Origin of the sequence: Streptomyces sp. SS1-1, from assembly GCF_008973465.1 — a bacterium.
Classification (GTDB): Bacteria; Actinomycetota; Actinomycetes; order Streptomycetales; family Streptomycetaceae; genus Streptomyces.
Window position 1 is genome coordinate 673841 of the sequence record NZ_WBXN01000004.1, and the last position, 19604, is coordinate 693444.

13 protein-coding genes and 3 pseudogenes are annotated in these 19604 nt (G+C 73.5%); 6 read left to right on the forward strand and 10 right to left on the reverse strand.

The features are described from left to right. Window positions 1-3: 3 nt before the first annotated feature. From F8R89_RS04095 to hypE, 3 genes and pseudogenes are all read left to right on the forward strand, one after another. Window positions 4-324 carry a HypC/HybG/HupF family hydrogenase formation chaperone gene (locus tag F8R89_RS04095; RefSeq protein WP_151782659.1) on the forward strand — a complete coding sequence of 107 codons (321 nt, stop codon included), beginning with the start codon at window positions 4-6 and terminating at the stop codon, window positions 322-324. Continuing rightward, the gene (hypD, locus tag F8R89_RS04100) at window positions 321-1463 is read left to right on the forward strand and encodes a hydrogenase formation protein HypD (RefSeq protein ID WP_151782660.1); all 1143 of its coding nucleotides are present in this window, start codon (window positions 321-323) and stop codon (window positions 1461-1463) included. Before F8R89_RS04095 ends, hypD begins: the two co-directional genes overlap by 4 nt. 73 nt (window positions 1464-1536) lie before the next feature. After that, window positions 1537-2525 (forward strand): annotated as a pseudogene (gene hypE / locus F8R89_RS04105) (hydrogenase expression/formation protein HypE). A gap of 53 nt (window positions 2526-2578) precedes the next feature. On the opposite strand, the pseudogene hypA reads toward hypE, so the two are convergent. The 8 genes and pseudogenes from hypA to F8R89_RS04140 form a co-directional block, all read right to left on the reverse strand. Further along, a pseudogene (hypA, locus tag F8R89_RS04110) lies at window positions 2579-2928 on the reverse strand (hydrogenase maturation nickel metallochaperone HypA). 7 nt (window positions 2929-2935) lie between these two features. After that, a complete protein-coding gene (locus F8R89_RS36115) occupies window positions 2936-3085 on the reverse strand; it encodes a hypothetical protein (protein ID WP_192806039.1) in 150 nt (49 codons plus the stop codon). Between the two features lie 73 nt (window positions 3086-3158). Continuing rightward, a complete protein-coding gene (locus F8R89_RS04115; RefSeq protein ID WP_151782661.1) occupies window positions 3159-3365 on the reverse strand; it encodes a hypothetical protein in 207 nt (68 codons plus the stop codon). Window positions 3366-3403: 38 nt separating this feature from the next. Beyond that, on the reverse strand, window positions 3404-3994 hold the full coding sequence (locus tag F8R89_RS04120; protein WP_151782662.1) for a DUF5947 family protein: 591 nt from the start codon (window positions 3992-3994) through the stop codon (window positions 3404-3406). Beyond that, complete coding sequence (locus F8R89_RS04125; RefSeq protein WP_151782663.1) at window positions 3991-4563, reverse strand: NifU family protein; 573 nt, start codon at window positions 4561-4563, stop codon at window positions 3991-3993. The genes F8R89_RS04120 and F8R89_RS04125 overlap by 4 nt, the downstream gene beginning before the upstream one ends. Further along, complete coding sequence (locus F8R89_RS04130; RefSeq protein ID WP_062669824.1) at window positions 4556-6349, reverse strand: nickel-dependent hydrogenase large subunit; 1794 nt, start codon at window positions 6347-6349, stop codon at window positions 4556-4558. Before F8R89_RS04130 ends, F8R89_RS04125 begins: the two co-directional genes overlap by 8 nt. A 59-nt stretch (window positions 6350-6408) precedes the next feature. Continuing rightward, window positions 6409-7497, reverse strand: a complete 1089-nt coding sequence (locus F8R89_RS04135) for a hydrogenase expression protein HypE (RefSeq protein WP_151782664.1) — start codon at window positions 7495-7497, stop codon at window positions 6409-6411. Between the two features lies 1 nt (window position 7498). Continuing rightward, window positions 7499-8937: pseudogene (locus F8R89_RS04140) on the reverse strand (hypothetical protein). Window positions 8938-9161: 224 nt separating this feature from the next. Here F8R89_RS04140 and F8R89_RS04145 point away from each other — a divergent pair. Next, entirely contained in the window at window positions 9162-9422 is a 261-nt protein-coding gene (locus F8R89_RS04145) for an EF-hand domain-containing protein (protein ID WP_151782665.1), read from the forward strand. Between the two features lie 84 nt (window positions 9423-9506). Here F8R89_RS04145 and F8R89_RS04150 read toward each other — a convergent pair whose 3' ends face one another. After that, window positions 9507-12881 carry a pyruvate carboxylase gene (locus F8R89_RS04150; protein ID WP_151782666.1) on the reverse strand — a complete coding sequence of 1125 codons (3375 nt, stop codon included), beginning with the start codon at window positions 12879-12881 and terminating at the stop codon, window positions 9507-9509. Window positions 12882-13069: 188 nt separating this feature from the next. Between F8R89_RS04150 and F8R89_RS04155 the strand changes: the two genes are divergently transcribed. Beyond that, complete coding sequence (locus tag F8R89_RS04155) at window positions 13070-15142, forward strand: SpoIIE family protein phosphatase (protein WP_151782667.1); 2073 nt, start codon at window positions 13070-13072, stop codon at window positions 15140-15142. 175 nt (window positions 15143-15317) lie between these two features. Further along, window positions 15318-17768, forward strand: a complete 2451-nt coding sequence (locus F8R89_RS04160) for a SpoIIE family protein phosphatase (protein WP_151782668.1) — start codon at window positions 15318-15320, stop codon at window positions 17766-17768. Between the two features lie 39 nt (window positions 17769-17807). Here F8R89_RS04160 and F8R89_RS04165 read toward each other — a convergent pair whose 3' ends face one another. Beyond that, complete coding sequence (locus tag F8R89_RS04165) at window positions 17808-19436, reverse strand: sigma-70 family RNA polymerase sigma factor (RefSeq protein ID WP_151782669.1); 1629 nt, start codon at window positions 19434-19436, stop codon at window positions 17808-17810. Window positions 19437-19604 lie beyond the last annotated feature (168 nt).

Here is a 19604-nt window from a genome sequence, read left to right on the forward strand (position 1 = left end):
CGCATGTGTCTGGCAGTGCCCGGCAAGGTGGTGGCCATCGAGGACGGCGCCGACCCGCTCACCGGGCTGATCGACTTCGGTGGGGTGCGCAAGCAGGCGTGCCTGGAGTACGTGCCCGACGTGCGGGTGGGTGAGTACGTCATCGTGCACGTCGGCTTCGCGCTGCAGCGCCTCGACGAGGAGTCCGCCCTGGCCTCCCTGAAGCTGTTCGAGGAACTGGGGCTGCTGGAGGAGGAGTTCGGGGACGCCTGGCAGCAGGCGGCCCGCGAGGCGGGCGAACCGGCGCCCGCGGGGCACCAGGACGGCGGGAGTGAGGCCCGGTGAAGTACATCGACGAGTTCAACGACCCGGAGCTGGCCCGCCGGCTGCTGGACGAGATCCGCGCGACCGCCACCCGCCCCTGGGCGCTGATGGAGGTGTGCGGCGGTCAGACGCACTCGATCATCCGGCACGGCATCGACCAACTGCTGCCGGAACAGGTCGAGTTGATCCACGGCCCCGGCTGCCCGGTGTGCGTGACGCCGCTGGACGTGATCGACAAGGCCCTGGAGATCGCCGCCCGCCCGGAGGTGATCTTCTGTTCGTTCGGGGACATGCTGCGGGTGCCGGGCTCCGACCGGGACCTGTTCCGGGTGAAGGGCGAGGGCGGCGACGTACGGGTGGTGTACTCGCCGCTCGACGCGCTGGAGCTGGCCCGCCGCAACCCGGACCGGCAGGTGGTGTTCTTCGCGATCGGCTTCGAGACGACCGCCCCCGCGAACGCCATGGCCGTGCACCGGGCCCGCCGTGAGGGGCTGGGCAACTTCAGCCTGCTCGTCTCGCACGTACGGGTCCCCCCGGCGATCGAGGCCATCATGACGGCGCCGTCCTGCCGGGTGCAGGGCTTCCTCGCCGCCGGGCACGTGTGCAGCGTGATGGGGACGGCCGAGTACCCCGGGCTCGCCGACCGGTTCGGCGTGCCGATCGTGGTCACCGGGTTCGAGCCGCTGGACATCCTGGAGGGCATCCGGCGCACGGTGCGGCAGCTGGAGCTGGGCGAGCACCGGGTGGAGAACGCCTACCCGCGCGCGGTCCGCGACGACGGCAACCCGGCGGCCGTCCGGATGATCGAGGAGGTCTTCGAGGTCACGGACCGCAACTGGCGGGGCATCGGGCCCATCCCGTCCAGCGGCTGGCGGCTGAGCGAGGCCTTCCGGGCGTACGACGCCGAGCACCGCTTCGACGTGGCCGGCATCCGGACCGAGGAGCCCGCCGAGTGCCGCAGCGGCGAGGTGCTGCAGGGCCTGATCAAGCCGACCGAGTGCGAGGCCTTCGGCACCACGTGCACGCCGCGCACACCGCTGGGCGCCACGATGGTCTCCAGCGAGGGCGCCTGCGCCGCCTACTACCTGTACCGCCGGATGAACACGCCCGCCCCGCAGGGGGTCCGGCCCGCGGCCGAGGAGATGAACCCCGTTGCCTGAGCCTCTGACGGACGTGGTCGACCCGGCCGCCTGGACCTGCCCCGCTCCCCTGCGCGACCAGCCGGTCGTCGTGATGGGGCACGGGGGCGGCGGCGCGCTGTCGGCGGAGCTGATGGAGCAGGTCTTCACCCCCGCGTACGGCAACAGCACGCTGGCCGCGCTCACCGACTCCGCCGTCCTCGAACTCGGGGGCGCCCGGCTGGCGTTCTCCACCGACTCGTACGTGGTCAGGCCGCTGTTCTTCCCCGGTGGCTGCCTCGGGGACCTCGCGGTGAACGGGACCGTCAACGACCTGGCGATGAGCGGGGCCCGGCCGGCCTATCTGTCCGCCGCGTTCGTCCTGGAGGAGGGCGTGGAGCTGGCGGTCGTGGAGCGGATCGCGCGGGCCATGGGCGCCGCGTCCGAGGCGGCCGGGGTCACCATCGCCACCGGGGACACCAAGGTGGTGGAGTCGGGCCACGGCGACGGGGTGTACGTCACCACCGCCGGGGTGGGTCTGGTGCCCGCCGGGGTGGACATCCGGCCGCAACGGGCTCGCCCCGGTGACGTCGTCATCGTGAGCGGGCCGATCGGGCTGCACGGCGTGGCGATCATGAGTGTCCGGGAGGGCCTCGAGTTCGGTGTCGAGGTCACCAGCGACAGCGCGCCGCTCGCGGACCTGGTCGCGGCCATGCTGGCCGTCACCCCGGACGTCCATGTGCTGCGCGACCCCACGCGGGGCGGTCTCGCCGCGTCGCTCAACGAGATCGCCCGGGCCTCCGGGACGGGGGTGCGGCTCAGTGAGCGGGCCGTCCCGGTGCCGGACGCGGTCGCCAACGCCTGCGGGTTCCTCGGCCTGGACCGCTGTACGTGGCGAACGAGGGGCGGCTGGTCGCGTTCGTGCCCCCGTCGGCGGCGGAGGAGGTCCTCGCGGCGATGCGGGCCCATCCGCACGGGGCCGGGGCCGTCGTGATCGGTGAGTGCGTCGCCGAGCACCCCGGCATGGTCGTGGTCGCGACGGGTCTCGGCGGCACCCGGGTGGTGGACCTGCCGCTGGGCGAGCAGTTGCCGCGGATCTGCTGACAGCGTGCGAGGGCCCCGGCGGTGCGTGACGGCACCGCCGGGGCCCTCGTGTGTCAGGGGACCGCCGGTTCGATCCCGGTGATCTCCAGTCCCGGCCGCTGCGCAGGTCCGAGGAGGGCTGGTCGCAGCGCGGGCACCAGAAGAACGGCGGCATGCCGACGGCGAACTCCTCGGCGCACGGCCCGCACCAGGCCTGCGCGGGGACCTGCTCCACCACCAGCCGTGCCGAGGCGAGGGCGGTGCCGTCGCGGGCCACCTCGAAGGCGAAGTCCAAGGCGTCCGGGACGACACCGGCCAGTTCGCCGACGCGGACGGTCACCGCCGACACGGTGTCCGTCCCGTCGGCCCGGGCCAGTTCGCCGGCCCGCTCGATGATCGCGGTCGCGATCGACAGTTCGTGCACGGCCGGCTCAGGGGTAGCGGCGGCCCGCGCGCAGGCCGCCCGCCATCCGCCAGATCCGTGCCTCGCGCCGCAGGCTGGGCAGTTCCCACACCAGCAGGGCCACCGCGAGGGCGCCCAGCAGGACGGCCTCGGCCTTCAGCACCCGCACTCCGCTCATTTCGGCTCCTTCGCTCCCGGCGCCGCACCGGCGCGCCCGTCGGTCGTTCATCGCGGTCACTCCCCGCCGTCCGTCATCCCGGTGAGATGTTCGGCATGGCGTCCACGAGGGCGTCGTGCCGCTTCCAGTGGATCCCGGTGGAGCGGCGCGCGTCGGAGGTGCCGTCCTGGTGGTGACCCGTCTGGTCCTGGTAGCGGCCCTGGTTGCCCTGGTGCATGCCGGACACATGACCGGGGGTGTCGGGCTTGGCCTGGGCCCTGCCGACCCGGATGCTGCCCATGGTGTTCTCCTTCCTCGTCGGCGCGCCGCGGGGCGCGCTCACGGCCTCTCGGTGAGCCCGGCGAAGAACTGCTCGACGGCCGGCCAGACCGCGCCGCCGCCGGACAGCCCGCGCCAGTGGCGGCGGACGACGGCCACCATGCGGTAGCAGTCGTCGACCGGCACGATCCAGTGGTGGTCGGCGCCGTGCACGGTGTTGACCAGCAGTGCCTCCACCTCGGGTTCCACGCCGGCGAGCGGCGGACACGTCCCGGCGAGGCGCCGCCAGGCCGCCGCGTCCACCTCCCACCGCATGGCCCCGGCCGGGCTCGGTCCCTCGGCGGTGACCGTGCCGTCGGCGCGGGGCACGAAGAAGACCAGCCCTACGGGGACGCCGAGGACGTCCGTGGCGACCTCGGGCAGCCGGACCCGGCGGCGCGGGACCAGCCGGTACCGGCCCTCGCCGGCGCCGCCCCGGTCGAACAGCACCGAGCAGGGGCCGCAGACGCAGCGCACCCGCTCCTCCTCGGCGTCGTGCAGATGAGGGTGCTCCTCGGCGACCGGCGCCGCGCACAGGTCGCACACCTCCGCGTCCGCCGCGCGGGCGGCCGTGGAACGGATGAGCCGGGCCAGGGCGCCGCCGGTGGTCACGGCGCACCCCGGTGCGTCAGGGTGGCCAGCGGTACGAACGCCGGGGCGGGCCGCCGCTCCGCGGGGTCCGGCACCGGTTCCACGCCCGTCAGCTCCGGGGCGGCGGCGAGTACAGCGGCCCGTACGGCGTCGGTGACGTCGACCCCGCCGCCGCTACCGCCTCCGCAGCCGGAGCCACAGCCGCCGCCCGCCGTCAGCCGCACCCGGGCGACGCCGCCCTCCACACCGGCCCACTCGACGTCCCCGCCGCGTTCGCGGACGGCGGGGCGCAGCCGCTCGACGGCGCGGGCCGCCCGGCGTTCGGCGGGTTCGGGGTGGATGTCGTGCAGCACCAGCAGATGCCCGAGGAGCTCGTCGTCGGCGAGGCGTGCGGCGAGGGCGGTGTCGGCGAGGTCCAGGACGCGGGCCAGCGCCTCGCCGTAGACCTCGGTGAGCAGGCCCACCGCCTCGGTGGCGGGGCGGGTGACGGGGCCGGGTGTGGACTCCAGGCCCTCCAGGAGTTCGTCGAGCCGGGCGAGCCGGGCCTCGACGTCCGGGTCGGCCAGGCGGGCCGCGCCGGGCTCATCCATGGCTCGCCCCGTACGTCGGGGAGTGCATCGTGGTCAGCGTCTTGCCCTTGCCGACGTACATGTGGACGCCGCACGGCAGACAGGGGTCGAAGCTGCGGACGGTGCGCATGATGTCGACGCCCTTGAAGTCGTCGGGGCCGTTCTCCTCGAAGATCGGCTGTCCCTGCACGGCGTCCTCGTACGGGCCGGGTGTGCCGTACATGTCGCGGGGGCTGGCGTTCCACGGGGTGGGCGGGTACGGGTGGTAGTTGGCGATCTTCTTGTCCTTGATCACCAGGTGGTGGGAGAGGACGCCGCGCACCGCCTCGTGGAAGCCGCAGCCGATCGCCTCGTCGGGCACCTCGTAGTTCTCGAACACCTTGGTGTCGCCGGAGCGGACGAGGCCCATGGCCTCCTCGAGGAACTGCAGCGACATGGCGGCCGCGTAGGCGACGAAGTAGGGCCGGGCGCGGTCCCGTTCGATGGTGTTGCTCCACTTCGGGATGCGCCATTCCAGGGTGGTCTCCGGCAGGCTCTCGCCCTTGGGCAGGGAGATACGGACGCTGTCGCCGGTGGCCTTGACGTACGGGGTGTCGACGATGCCGCTGAGCGCGGTGGACCACAGGCGGGCCAGCGGGCCGCCGCCGGTGTCCAGGGCGAGGTGGTCGCCGGTGCGCGGGTCGAGCCAGCGGGGGCTCATCACCCAGCTGTAGTTGCCGTCGAAGTCGCGCTTCTGCGGGACCGGGACGGTCGTCTGGTTCCAGGGGTGGCGCATGTCGACGGGGTTGCCGAGCGGGTCACGGGTGACGAAGGGGTCCTCGTTGACCCAGTCCTCGTAGAAGGAGCTGCCGAGCATGATGCGCAGGCCGAGGTTGATGTCGACGAGGTTGTTGGTGACGAGTTCGCCGTCGACGACGATGCCGGGGGTGACGTACATGGCCTTGCCCCACGTGTTCATCGTCTCGTAGCGGTAGTCGACGACCTTGGGGTCCTGGAAGGCGCCCCAGCAGCCGAGCAGGACGCGGCGGCGGCCGACCTCCTCGTAGCCGGGCAGCGCCTCGTAGAAGAAGTCGAAGACGTCGTCGTTGAGGGCGACGGCCTTCTTGATGAAGTCGATGATCCGCATGAGCCGGCTGAGGTAGTCGGTGAACGCGGTGGGCTGCGGCATCGTGCCGACGCCGCCCGGGTACAGCGTGGAGGGGTGGACGTGCCGGCCCTCCATCAGGCAGAACATCTCGCGGGTGACCCGGCTGACCTTCAGGGCCTCCTTGTAGATCTCGCCCTCGAAGGGGTTGAAGGCCCGCATGATGTCGGCGATCGTCCGGTAGCCGTGGATGTCGCCGCGGGGCGCCGCGGTGCGTTCGGCGCGGGCCAGGACCCCGGGGTTGGTGGCCTTGACCATGGCCTCGCAGAAGTCCACGAAGACCAGGTTGTCCTGGAAGATCGTGTGGTCGAACATGTACTCGGCCGCTTCGCCGAGGTTGACGATGTGCTCGGCGAGCATCGGCGGTTTGACGCCGTAGGCCATCTGCTGGGCGTAGTCGGAGCAGGTGGTGTGGTTGTCGCCGCAGATCCCGCAGATGCGGGAGGTGATGAAGCCGGCGTCCCGGGGGTCCTTGCCCTTCATGAACACCGAGTAGCCGCGGAACAGCGACGAGGTGCTGTGGCATTCGACGACTTCCCGGTTGGCGAAGTCGATCTTCGTGTAGATGCCCAGGTTCCCGATGATGCGGGTGATCGGGTCCCAGGACATGTCCACGATCTGTGGCGGCTTGCGCTCCGTCGCGCGGGCCTCGGTGGTCGTCATCTGCGGTACTGCCCCTCGCTGTGTGTGGTGGTGAGTGGGGTGGGCGGGGTGACGTGGTGTCAGGGCCGCCAGTGCGGGTCGTAGCCGCTGGTGAGCTTGCGCTTGTTGTGCCGCCACCTGGGCTCGTGGTTGACGAGTTCGTTGGTCACCCCGCGCAGGCGGCGGATGACGGCGCCGTACGGCTTGATGGCGAGCGACGACAGGGTGCCGCCGGGCGGCTCGTCCATGAACGGCATGAAGGCGTCGGGGAAGCCGGGCATCGTGCAGCCGATGCAGATGCCGCCGACGTTCGGGCAGCCGCCGATGCCGGCCATCCAGCCCCGCTTGGGCACGTTGCAGTTGACGACCGGGCCCCAGCAGCCCGTCTTCACCAGGCACTTGGGCGAGTTGTAGTCCTTCGCGAAGCTCGCCTGCTCGTAGTACGAGCCGCGGTCGCAGCCCTCGTGGACGGTCTTCCCGAACAGCCACTGCGGGCGCAGCATGTGGTCCAGCGGCGGCGGGGGCGCCGAACCGGCCGCGTGGTAGAGGACCCAGATCAGGGTCTCCATGAAGTTCTCCGGCTGGATGGGGCAGCCGGGCACGTTCACCACAGGGAGGCCGCCCTGCGAGCGGTAGTCCCAGCCCAGGTAGTCGGCGAGGCCCATGGAGCCGGTCGGGTTGCCGGCCATGGCGTGGATGCCGCCGAAGGTGGCGCAGGTCCCGGCGGCGACCACCGCCCACGCCTTCGGCGCGAGCTGGTCGATCCACGAGTTCAGGGTCTGCGGCTCACCGGTCTCCGGGTCGTTGCCGAACGACGTCCAGTAGCCGTCGCCCTCGATGATGTTCTGGTTGGGGACCGACCCCTCGATGACGAGGATGAACGGGGCCAGGTCGCCGCGCGCCGCCGCCCGGTAGGGGGCGAGGAAGTCCTCGCCGCCCAGGCTCGGCGAGAGCACCTTGTTGACCAGGTTGACCTTCGGCAGCCCGGGGATCAGGCCGAGCACCAGGTCCTCGATGGACGGCTGGTCGGCGGCGGTCAGGGAGACCGTGTCGCCGTCGCAGCTCATGCCCTCGGAGATCCACAGGATGGTGATCTCGTCGAAGCCCTGCCGGTCCTCGCCGCGCGCGGGTTCGCCCGCGACCTCGGTGGTGCTGCTGTGCGTCGTCATGTCATGCCTCCGCCGCGGGGGTGTCGGACGGTGCGGGCTCCAGCGGCTCGAGTTCGTCGGGCCGGAAGTAGTGGAAGCGGCCGTACCAGGTGTGCAGTTCGGATGCGGGATCGTCGTCGAGGGTGACGGCGAGGTGCACGCTGCCGTCCACGTCGTGGAGGACGGCGGCCACCTCGGCCGTCCGCCCGGCCAGGAACATGTCCTGCGCGTCGGCGCCGCGTCCCCGGGGGCGCAGCCGCACCCGGCTGCCGCCGCCGAGGGGCACGCCGTCGACGAGCACGGTGTCGGTGGCCGGGGACAGGCCGTCGTCGCCGCCCTCCTGCCACCACGCCGGACGGTCGCCGGGCGGGGCGGCCGGGGTGGCTGGGGCGAGGGAGCGGACGGCCCCGTGCAGCCGGGCGAAGACCTCCGGCGGCATGGTGTCGACCCGGTCGAGGATGGCGGCGGCGCGGGGGTCGGTGGCGCGTGCCTCGCGCTTCTCCTCGTCCGTCAGCAGCATGGTGCGCAGGGTGAGGATCTCGTCGATCTCGGCCGCGTCGTGCAGGTCGCCCGGGCTCTCCGGCGCCACCCGCGGGTGGTCGGGGAGGATGATCGGCGCCGACAGCACGGCGCGGGCCGCGGGCGGGTCGTCGCCGAGGACGGGGAACGTGAACGCGTTGCGGCACGCGCGGGCCTCGTCCCGCAGGGCGGCGGGCGGGTCGATCAGGGAGACGAACTCGGCGCCGTCGCCGCCGATCAGCGTGTGGGTGGCGATGAACGCGCCGCGCAGGGCCTCGTCCCGCGCGGTCCGCGGGCCGGGGGCGAGACCGGTGTGGGTGGTGCGCACCTGGAGCCGGAGCAGGTCGGGGGCGATCCGCTCGGCGGTGACGGTGACGCTGCCGCGCAGCTCCTCACGGACGCGGACCACGCGCCCGGCGCCCCCGGCAGCGGTTCGGTGTCCGTGCCGCCGGGGGCGCCCACGGGGACCGTGGTGCCCTGGACGGCCCGTTCGTCGAGGCGCAGGGTGAGCGTGGCCTCGCGGGGTACGGCCTCGTCGAACGTCAGGTGCACGGTGCCGTCGCCGGTGCGCAGGGACGGCACGTCCCGGTGCCGGCCGTCGGGGCCGGTCTCCTGGACCTGTTTGCGCTGCAGTTGCAGGAAGCGCAGCCGCACGTGCACCGAGGCGTCGGGGCGCGGGGCCCGCAGCAGGCACTCGGTGCGCTGGTACCAGGAGTCGGCGGAGCCGGACACGGTCGGGGTGACGGGGCCGTCGGCCTCGACCCAGTCGCGGGGGAAGAGCACGCCGAACTGCCAGCGGACCCGGTTCTTCGCGGAGGAGCGGCGGTACGGGTAGAGCAGGTAGCCCTCGTAGAGGACGGCGTCGGCGACGGCGCCGATCCGCTCGAAGTCCTCGTGCGGCGCTGTCGCCGTGGTGGCGCTCGCGGCCGGTCCGTCCGCCATCCTGCCTCCTCGGGTGCGGGTGCACGCGGATGCCTTCCACCACGGAAGCACCGGGCACCCGACCTCGCCCCTCCGGCCCACTCCGGGAGTGGCATTCGGGTGACGGCAGGCGCCCTGCGGCCCGGGCACGGCCTGCGGACGACGGGAGCAACCGGCGTGCGGGGGAACACGTCTTCGTACGGGCGAGGGACCGTCCGGCGCCCCGCGACAGGAGGACGCGCACCATGAGCGACAAGGCACGGCGGCTGTTCGAGGCCCTGGACCTCGACGAGAGCGGGACGCTGACCCGCGCGGAGGTCATCGTCGCGCTGCGGTCCAAGGGCCCTTCGCTGGCCGCCTCGGGGGATCTGCCGCCCTGGGGTCTGGGGGACGAGAACGACTCGTCCGCGCTGTTCGACGCCGCCGACCTGAACGGCGACGAGGTGGTGACGCTGGAGGAGTTCGCGACGGTGGTCGACCGCCGGTTCGGCTGGCGGGACCAGTGACGGCGGCGCCCCGCGCGGAGTCATCTCCACGCGGGGCGCTCGGTCGTACGGCCGTATGTCGGAACGGCGGGCCGGCCGGTCGGCTCAGGCGATCTCGACGAGCAGGTCGCCGCCCTCCACCTGCTGGATCCTCCCGATGGCGAGCCGCGCCACCCGGCCGGACTTCCCGGCGGTGATGGACGCCTCCATCTTCATGGCCTCGATGGTGGCGACCGTGGCGCCGGCCTCCACCTCGTCGCCCTCGCCGACCGTGAGGGTGACGACGCCCGCGAACGGTGCCGCGACATGGCCGGGGTTCGACCGGTCGGCCTTCTCCGTCACCGGGACGTCCGATGCGGCGGCCCGGTCACGGACCTGGATGGGCCGCAGCTGCCCGTTGAGGGTGGACATCACGGTGCGCATCCCGCGCTCGTCGGCGTCGCCGATCGCCTGCAGCTCGATGAGCAGCCGCACCCCGCGCTCCAGGTCGACGGCGTACTCCTTGCCCGGGCGCAGCCCGTAGAAGAAGTCCTTGCTGTCCAGGACGCTGGTGTCGCCGTAGGAGTCGCGGTGCGTCTCGAACTCGCGCGTCGGGCCGGGGAACAGCAGCCGGTTCAGCGTGGCGCGCCGGTCCTTGGCCAGGCCCTCGCGGTCGTCGGCGCTCAGCTCCGGGACCGGCTTGGCCTCGCCGCGGCCCTGGAGCGCCTTGGTGCGGAACGGCTCGGGCCAGCCGCCGGGCGGGGTGCCCAGCTCGCCGCGCAGGAAGCCGATGACGGAGTCGGGGATGTCGAAGCGGTCGGGCGACGCCTCGAAGTCGGCCGGGGAGACCCCCGCGCCCACCAGGTGGAGTGCGAGGTCACCGACGACCTTCGAGGAGGGCGTGACCTTGACCAGCCGGCCCAGCATGCGGTCGGCGGCGGCGTACATCGCCTCGATCTCCTCGAAGCGGTCGCCGAGGCCGAGGGCGACGGCCTGGGTACGCAGGTTGGAGAGCTGACCGCCGGGGATCTCGTGGTGGTAGACCCGGCCGGTCGGCGAGGCGAGGCCCGCCTCGAACGGGGCGTAGACCTTGCGGACGCTCTCCCAGTACGGCTCCAGGTCGCCGACCGCCTGGAGGTCGAGGCCGGTGGGCCGCTCCGAGTGGTCGGTGGCGGCGACGATCGCCGACAGCGACGGCTGGGAGGTGGTGCCCGCCATGGACGCCACGGCCCCGTCGACCGCGTCGGCGCCCGCCTGGATCGCGGCGAGGTAGGTGGCGAGCTGGCCGCCCGCGGTGTCGTGGGTGTGCAGGTGCACCGGCAGCTCGAACTCCCGGCGCAGCGCCGACACCAGCTTCGCCGCGGCCGGCGCCCGCAGCAGCCCCGCCATGTCCTTGACGGCCAGGACGTGCGCGCCCGCCTCGACGATCTGCTCGGCGAGGCGCAGGTAGTAGTCCAGGGTGTACAGGCGTTCCGACGGGTCGGACAGGTCGGAGGTGTAGCAGAGCGCCACCTCGGCGACGGCGGTCCCGGTCTCCCGTACGGCCTCGATGGCCGGGCGCATCTGGGAGACGTCGTTCAGGGCGTCGAAGATGCGGAAGATGTCGATGCCGGTGGCCGCGGCCTCCTGCACGAACGCGTCGGTCACCTCGGTGGGGTACGGCGTGTAGCCGACGGTGTTGCGGCCGCGCAGCAGCATCTGCAGGCAGATGTTCGGCACGGCCTCCCGCAGGGCCGCCAGCCGCTCCCAGGGGTCCTCGGCGAGGAAGCGCAGCGCCACGTCGTACGTCGCGCCGCCCCAGCACTCCAGGGACAGCAGCTGCGGCAGGGTGCGGGCCACCACAGGGGCTACGGCGAGCATGTCCTTGGTGCGCACGCGGGTGGCGAGCAGCGACTGGTGGGCGTCGCGGAACGTGGTGTCGGTGATGCCGATGGTCGGCGAGGACCGCAGCCAGTGCGCGAAGCCCTCGGGGCCGAGTTCGGCGAGCCTCTGCCGTGAGCCCGGGGCGGGGTCGGCGGCCGGGAGCGGGGGCACCTTGGTCAGCGGGTCGAGCAGGTCGGGGCGTTCGCCGTGCGGCTTGTTGACGGTGACGTCGGCGAGGTAGGTGAGCAACTTGGTGCCGCGGTCCGCCGAGTGACGGGCCGTCAGCAGGTGGGGGCGCTGTTCGATGAACGACGTGGTGACCCGGCCGGCCTGGAAGTCGGGGTCGTCGAGGACCGCCTGCAGGAAGGGGATGTTGGTGGCGACGCCGCGGATGCGGAACTCGGCCACGGCACGCCGGGCGCGGCCCACGGCGGTGGGGAAGTCCCGGCCCCGGCAGGTCAGTTTGACCAGCATGGAGTCGAAGTGGGCGCTGATCTCCGTACCGGCGTGGGTGGTTCCGCCGTCGAGCCGGATGCCGGAGCCGCCCGGCGAGCGGTAGGCGCTGATGCGGCCGGTGTCCGGGCGGAAGCCGTTGGCGGGGTCCTCGGTGGTGATCCGGCACTGGAGGGCGGCGCCGCGCAGGGTGATCGTCTCCTGGGCGAGGCCGAGGTCGGCCAGGGTCTCGCCGGCGGCGATCCGCAGCTGCGACTGCACCAGGTCGACGTCGGTGACCTCCTCGGTCACGGTGTGCTCGACCTGGATGCGCGGGTTCATCTCGATGAAGACGTGGTTGCCGTCCCGGTCGAGCAGGAACTCCACGGTGCCCGCGTTGCGGTAGCCGATCTGCCGGGCGAAGCGGACGGCGTCGGCGCAGATGCGGTCGCGCAGCTCCGGGTCGAGGTTGGGCGCGGGGGCCAGCTCGATGACCTTCTGGTGGCGGCGCTGCACGGAGCAGTCCCGCTCGTACAGGTGGATCACTTCGCCCTGGCCGTCGGCGAGGATCTGCACCTCGATGTGGCGGGGCTCGACGACGGCCTTCTCCAGGAAGACGGTGGAGTCGCCGAACGCCGACGCCGCCTCGCGGGACGCCGCCTCGATGGCCTCGCGCAGCTGGCCGGGCTCCTCGACCCGGCGCATCCCGCGCCCGCCGCCGCCGGCGACGGCCTTGACGAAGATCGGGAAGCCGATGCCGTCGGCGGCCCGGACGAGTTCGTCGACGTCGGTGGAGGGTGCCGACGAGCCGAGCACGGGGACGCCGGCCTCGCGGGCGGCGGCGACCGCGCGGGCCTTGTTGCCGGTCAGCTCCAGGATGTCCGCGCTGGGGCCGACGAAGGTGATGCCGGCCTCCTCGCAGGCCCGCGCCAGGTCGGGGTTCTCGGACAGGAAGCCGTAGCCGGGGTAGACGGCGTCCGCTCCGGCGCGGCGGGCGGCGCGGACGATCTCCTCGACGGAGAGGTAGGCGCGCACCGGGTGCCCGGGCTGCCCTATCTCGTACGCCTCGTCGGCCTTCAGCCGGTGCAGGGAGTTGCGGTCCTCGTACGGGAAGACGGCGACGGTGCGCGCGCCCAGCTCGTAGCCTGCGCGGAACGCGCGAATCGCGATCTCCCCGCGGTTGGCGACCAGCACCTTGCGGAACATTCTTGATCCCTTCGGCCGGAGACTGAGCACCCATGGTGTCGGGGCGATCGTTTCCACGCTATGTGAGCCGGGCCACTGACGGGTCCGCCGGGCGCTGGGCGGTGCGCACGCCCGTACGTGCGGGTCCGTACGGGCCTACCCTGTTTCTGAGCCTTCTGTCGTCGCGGGAGGTGTGAGCGAGGTGCCCTATGGCCGGCGCGATTGACCACGGTGTGCCGACGCACGGCGCGATCGGCGACCCGACGGGCCCGCTCACGTCCGCGGCGGGCCACGCGGGTGTCTTCGAGGACCTGCTGCCGCTGGCGCTGTGGGTCGCCGACGGCGACGGGCTGCTCGTGCAGTGGTCGCTGGCCGCGCAGGACCTGCTGGGGCACACCCCGGAGCAGATGCTGGGGCGGGACGCCAAGCTGGCGCTCGTCCCCGAGGAGAACCACCGGCTCGCGGACCGGCTGGCGGGCTCGGTGCGGACCGGCGCGGCGGTGGTCGCGCGGCTGCCCGTCCGCCACCGCGACGGCCGCCTCCTCGACATGGAGATGTGGCACTGCCCGATCCCGGACGCCCGGGGCCGCACCGGTGTCCTGGCCATCGCGGCGGACACCTCCGCCGTGGAGGGGATGCGGGACGCGCTGGCGGCGCTGGAGGGGCTGTTCGAGCAGTCCCCCGTCGGGCTCGCCATGCTCGGCCCCGACCTGCGGTTCCTGCGGGTCAACGAGGCGATGGCCCGGATGGACGGCGTCCCGGTCCCCGACCACGTCGGCCGGAGCCTCACGGACGTCGCGCCCGGCGCCGCCCCCCTGGAGTCGGTGATGCGGGGCGTCCTGGAACGGGGCGAGGCCGTGGTGGACCACCGGCACACCTCGTCCGGCGCGGACCCGGCACGGCGGCGCACCTGGTCGTGCTCCTACGCGCCCCTGCTCGGCCCGGCCGGCCGGCGGGTCGGGGTGATCGCCTCGCTGATCGACGTGACCCGCGAGCAGCGCGCCCACCTGGAGGCCGAGCGGGCCCGGCGGCGCCTGGCGCTGCTCGCGGAGGCGGGCGCGCAGATGGGCTCGACCCTGGATCTGCGGCAGACGGCCGAGGAGGTCGTCCGGGTGCTGGTGCCGCGGCTGGCCGACTCGGCGGACGTCCAGCTGCTGGAGGAGGCGGTGGCGCCGGACGAGACCGCCGCGTCCGCGCACGGCGTGGTCCGCCGGGCGGCGGCGTCCTTCACCGACCCGCTGGCGCCGGCGGACCAGCTCGCGGTCGGCATGACCCAGCAGGTCCCGCGCGGATCGGTGTACGAGCGGGTCATCGAGGACGGCCGGGCCATGAACCTGTACCTCGCCGACATCGGGCAGCTGATCCCCGCCCCCGAGGCCGAGCCGCTGCGCGCCTACCTGTACGCGCGGGTCGGCTCGGCACGGCTGGTGCCGCTGGTGGCCCGGGGGACGGTGCTCGGCGCGGTGGTGGTGTCACGGACGAGGGACCGCGAGCCGTTCGACGACCAGGACACGCTGCTGATCGACGAGCTGGTCGCGCGGGCGGCGCTGAACATCGACAACGCCCGGATGTACAGCCGGGAGCGGGACGCCGCGCTCACCCTGCAGCGCAGCCTCATGGACCCCTGTCTGCCGGACGTACGGGGGCTGGAGCTGACCGGGCGCTATCTGCCGGCCGGCGAGCACGAGGTCGGCGGGGACTGGTTCGACGCGATCGCGCTGCCGGGCGGGCGGACCGCGCTGGTGATCGGGGACGTGATGGGGCACGGCATCCACGCGGCGGCCGTCATGGGCCAGCTGCGGACCGCCGTACGGACCCTGGCGCGCCGCGACACCACCCCCGACCAGGTGCTGCGGTACCTGGACGCCGTGGTGGCCGACCTCGGGGAGAACGAGATGGCCACCTGTCTGTACGCCGTGCACGATCCGGTCTCCGGACACTGCCTGGTCGCCAGCGCGGGGCATCCGCCGCCCCTGGTCGCCGACCGGGGCACGGTCGCCTTCCTGGACGGACCGGCGGGCCCGCCGCTGGGTGTGGGCCGGCAGGACTGGCGGGTGCAGCATCTGCGTCTGGAGCCGCGGAGCCTGCTGCTGGCGTACACCGACGGGCTGATCGAGAGCCGGGGCACCGACCTGGAGCAGGGCATGGGCCGGCTGGCGCGTTCGGTGCGCGATCCCGGCCGGCCGCTGGAGCGGATCTGCGACGACCTCCTCGCGGACCTCGTGCCCGGCACGGCCGACGACGACGTGGCCGTGCTCCTCGCACGGGCCCTGCCCAGGTGAGACGGCGCGGACCCGGCCGTCACCCGACCGAGGCACCCCGGCGGTCGTGATCAAGCACGGGGTGGACACTCGGCTGATACTGAGAGGGAACGCTGCAAGGCCAGGCATACGGAACGGCAGCAGCGCCCGTGCGCCGGGCCCCCGGGTCCCGCGTACGGCGCGAGATGGGTGGGCGATGCACGACACATCCCCTACGTCGCTCAATGAGAGTCCGGAGGACCCGTTCTCGGTGCTCCGGTCCGCGGCGGCCGTGCTGGACCGGCGTGGGCGGGTCGTCGCCTGGAGCGACAAGGCCACCGAGCTGCTCGGGTACCGGGCGGACGAGGCGCTGGGCCGGCCCGTGCACGAGTTCCTGGTCGACACCGGTGACGAGGGGGTCGTCGCTCAGGCCGCCCGTTCCTGTCTGCGGGAGCACGGCTGGTTCGGGCTGCTGCCGGTGCTGCACCGCTCCGGACGCCGGCTGCACGTGGGGTTCCGGGCCCGGCGGGTGCAGCGGCTGGGCGGCGGGGACGAGTGGCTGCTGGTCGGCTCGCTCGCCCAGGAGATCACCCAGTGGGAGATCGACCGCGCGGTGCTGGACGGCTTCTTCCTGCGCTCGCCGATCGGGGTGGTGGTGCTCGGACCGGATCTGCGGGTGCTGCGGGTGAACCAGGCGATCGCCCGGTTCGGCGGGCTGCCGGCCGACGCCTACCGGGGGCGGCGCGCCGGCGAGTTCCTGCTCGGTCCGGTCGCGGACTGGGTGGAGGGCAAACTCCGGACCGTCCTGGACACCGGGCGGCCGCTGATCTTCGCGGAGCACCGGTGCCGGCTGCTCGCGGACCCCCACAAGGAGACCGTGATCTCCGTCTCCGCCTTCCGGATGGAGGACCCGTCCGGCCGGGTGCTGGGCGTCACCGAGATCGTCGAGGACGTCACCGACCGCCACCGGGCCCGCCGCCGGCTCGCCCTGCTGAACCAGGCCGGGACCCGCATCGGCAGCACCCTGGACGTGGCCCGCACCGCCCGCGAGCTCGCGGAGGCGGCCGTGCCGGAGCTCGCCGACGCCCTCTCGGTGGATCTGCTGGAGCCGGTGACGCGCGGCGAGGAGCCGGAGGCGGACAGCATGGGCCCGCTGCGCCGGATGGCGGCCCGCGCGGTCCGGCCCGAGGGGGTCCGGCTGATGTACCCCGAGGGCCACCAGTTCTTCTTCCCGCCGGACACCGCTCCGCACCGCTGCCTGGCCGAGCGGCGGCCCGTGCTGCTGCCCGCCCTGGAGTCGGGCTCGGGCTGGATCACCGCCGAGCCGGAACGGGCCCGGCAGGCGCTGGAGGCCGGTGTCCACTCGCTGATCGTGGTCCCGCTCGCCGCCCGCGGTGTGGTGCTCGGCGTGGTCTGCCTGTGGCGCTCGCAGCGACCCGAGCCGTTCGAGGCGGACGATCTGACCCTCGCGGAGGAGTTCGCCGCCCGGGCCGCCGTCTGCATCGACAACGCACGCCGCTACACCCAGCAGCACCAGGCCGCCGAGGCGCTGCAGCGCAGTCTGCTGCCCGGTGAGATGCCGGAGCAGCCGGCCGTCGAGACCGCGCACCGCTATCTGCCGGCACGGGCCTCCACCGGGGTGGGCGGCGACTGGTTCGACGTGATCCCGCTGTCGGGGCTGCGCGTCGCCCTGGTGGTCGGTGACGTGGTCGGGCACGGCATGCACGCGTCCGCGACCATGGGGCGGCTGCGGGCCGCCGTGCACACCCTGGCCCATCTCGATCTGGCACCCGACGAGGTGCTGTCCCGGCTGGACGACCTGGTGGACCATCTCGCCACCGAGCAGCGGCAGGCCGACGCCAACGCGCCGCAGCTCGTGGGCGCCACCTGCCTGTACGCCATCTACGACCCGGTCTCCCGGCACTGCGCGATGGCCCGCGCCGGGCATCCGCCGCCGACGGTGCTGGACCCGGACGGGGAGGTGCTGGACGTCGACGTGCCCGCCGGACCGCCGCTGGGGCTGGGCGGGCTGCCGTTCGAGAGCGCCGAGTGCGAACTGGCGGAGGGCAGTCTGATCGCCCTGTGCAGCGACGGCCTGCTGACGGCCGGCGGCCGCGACATCGACGAGGGCCTGGCCCTGCTGCGGAGCACGCTGGCCGGCGCGTCCCCGTCGCTCGAGCACACCTGCAAGGCGGTGGAGGACGCCATGCTGCCCGGCCGGCCCGACGACGACGTCACCCTGCTGCTGGGCCGCACCCGCGTCCTGCCGGACGGGAACGTGGCCACCTGGGAGCTGCCGGCCGAGCCGACGGCCGCCGGGGACGCCCGGGCGCTGGTGCGGGACCAGCTGTCCGAGTGGGGTCTCGACGAGGAGCTGGCCTTCACCACCGAACTCATCGTGAGCGAACTGGTCACCAACGCCTACCGGTACGCCGGCGGCCCCGTGCAGCTGAGGCTCATCCGGGACGGGCATCTGATCTGCGAGGTCTCCGACTCCAGCAGCACCTCGCCGCATCTGCGCCAGGCCAGCAGCACCGACGAGGGCGGGCGCGGCCTGTTCCTGGTGGCCCAGCTGGCGGAGCGGTGGGGCACCCGCTACGGCCCCAACCGCAAGACGATCTGGACCGAACAGCCCCTCGCCGGCAACGGGGGCGCGCTGAGCCTGTGACCGGCGCCGAACCGTCTTCGTACGTCGCCGGGCGCGCCGTCAGAGTTTGGCGCCGAAGTTCTGGGTCCACCACGGGCCGCCGGGGCCCTCGTGGACGCCGACGCCGATGTCCTTGAACGAGCAGTTGAGGATGTTGGCGCGGTGGCCGGGGCTGTTCATCCAGGACTCCATCACGGCCTCCGGGGTCTGCTGCCCCATCGCGATGTTCTCGCCGTACGTGGACCAGCGGTAGCCGGCGGCCGTGATGCGCTGCCCGGGGTCGGCGCCGTCGGGGTTGGTGTGGTCGAAGAAGCCGCGGGCGGCCATGTCCTCGGAGTGCTTCCGCGCCGACGTGTCGAGCAGGGAGTCCTCGGCGAGAGGGCCGCATCCGGCGGTGGCCCGCTCCTTGTTCACCAGGGCGACGACCTGGGCGACGGCGCCCGACGGGGTCTCCTGCGCCTGAGAGGCGGCGGCCGCCTGGCGGGACGCCCGGGTGGGGGCCTGGGTGGTCGGTGTCGCCTTCTCCGTCTTCTTCGCGGACGGGGAGGGGGTGGCCTTCTTCGAGGGCTTGGCGGACGCCGACGGGGACGTCGAGGCCGACGCCGACGGGGACGCCGAGGTGCTGACCGGGCTGGGCTCGACGAGTTCGTCCGGTACGGCGGCGCCGGCTCCGCGCGCGGCGGACGGTTCCTCGCGGCCGGTGCCGGGAACGGAATCGAAGTACCAGAGTCCGCCGCCCGCCACGCACGCCGCGACGACGGCGCCTCCGACGGCGCGGCGCCGGTTGCGGCGGCGCCTGCGGGCCGCGCCGCGCGCGGCGGTCCGGCTGCCCGCGGCCCGGTGCCCGCCGTGGCCGGCGGAGGCGAGCGCGGCGGCCGAGCCGGCCGGGACCAGGTCCGCGGCCGAGCGGACGCGGTCCAGCAGGGCGGGGGCCGCGGCCACCAACGCCAGTCCGGCGAGGAGCCCTTCGGCAGGCATCAGTCCGCTCCACAGCCCGGAGCAACGGGCACATCCCCGGGCATGCCGGGCTATTCGCTTGCGCCACAGCGCCGAGGGCCGGCCGTCCCAGGACCCGAGCAGGCCGTGCAGCTCCTGGCACCGGGGGCGTGAGTCCAGCGCGCGCACCACCACGCGGGCGGCCTCGAGCTGCGCCTTCATCCGCTGCACCCGTACCGCCGTGTGCTGCGGCGACAGCTCCAGCGCCTGGGCCACCTCGGCGCGGGTCAGCTCACCGGCGCACTCCAGCCACCACAGCGACAGCAGGCCCCGGTCGTCGGGCTCCAGCCAGCGCGTGGCGCGCGCGGTCTCGCGGCGCTGCCCGGACAGCTGGAGCCGCACCATGGTCAGATCCACGAAGTCGGCGCCCGGGTCGGCGAGTTCGCGCGCCTCCTCCACCCCGCCGGGCGCGGCCTGGCGGGCGTGCCAGTGGGCGCGCACCTGGTTCATCGCGATCGCCACCAGCCAGGAGCGGAAGCTCTCGGGCGTACGCAGCCCGTCGAGCGCGTCGAGGGCGCGCAGCATGGTCTCCTGCACGACGTCGTCGACGTCGACGGACCCGTTCAGGGCCCGGCCCACGACGTTGTAGACCAGCGGGAGGTACGCGCCGACCAGGGCGTCCTGGGCCGCCGCGTCGCCGTCACGGGCGGCGGTGACCAGGGCCGTCAGTTCCCTCGTGCGCTCTGTACTCATCAATGCTTCCCTGTCCTCGACGCCGGACGGTGGTGTCCGATACCTGGGAGATCGCTCGGCGGGCCTCGGATAACGGTTCTTCGAAGAATTCGCCGGACCGTTTCTCCTCACGGGGCTCGGTGGAACTGGAAGATGTCGGACGGTTCGGGCCGCGCGCTGTCCGAGAGA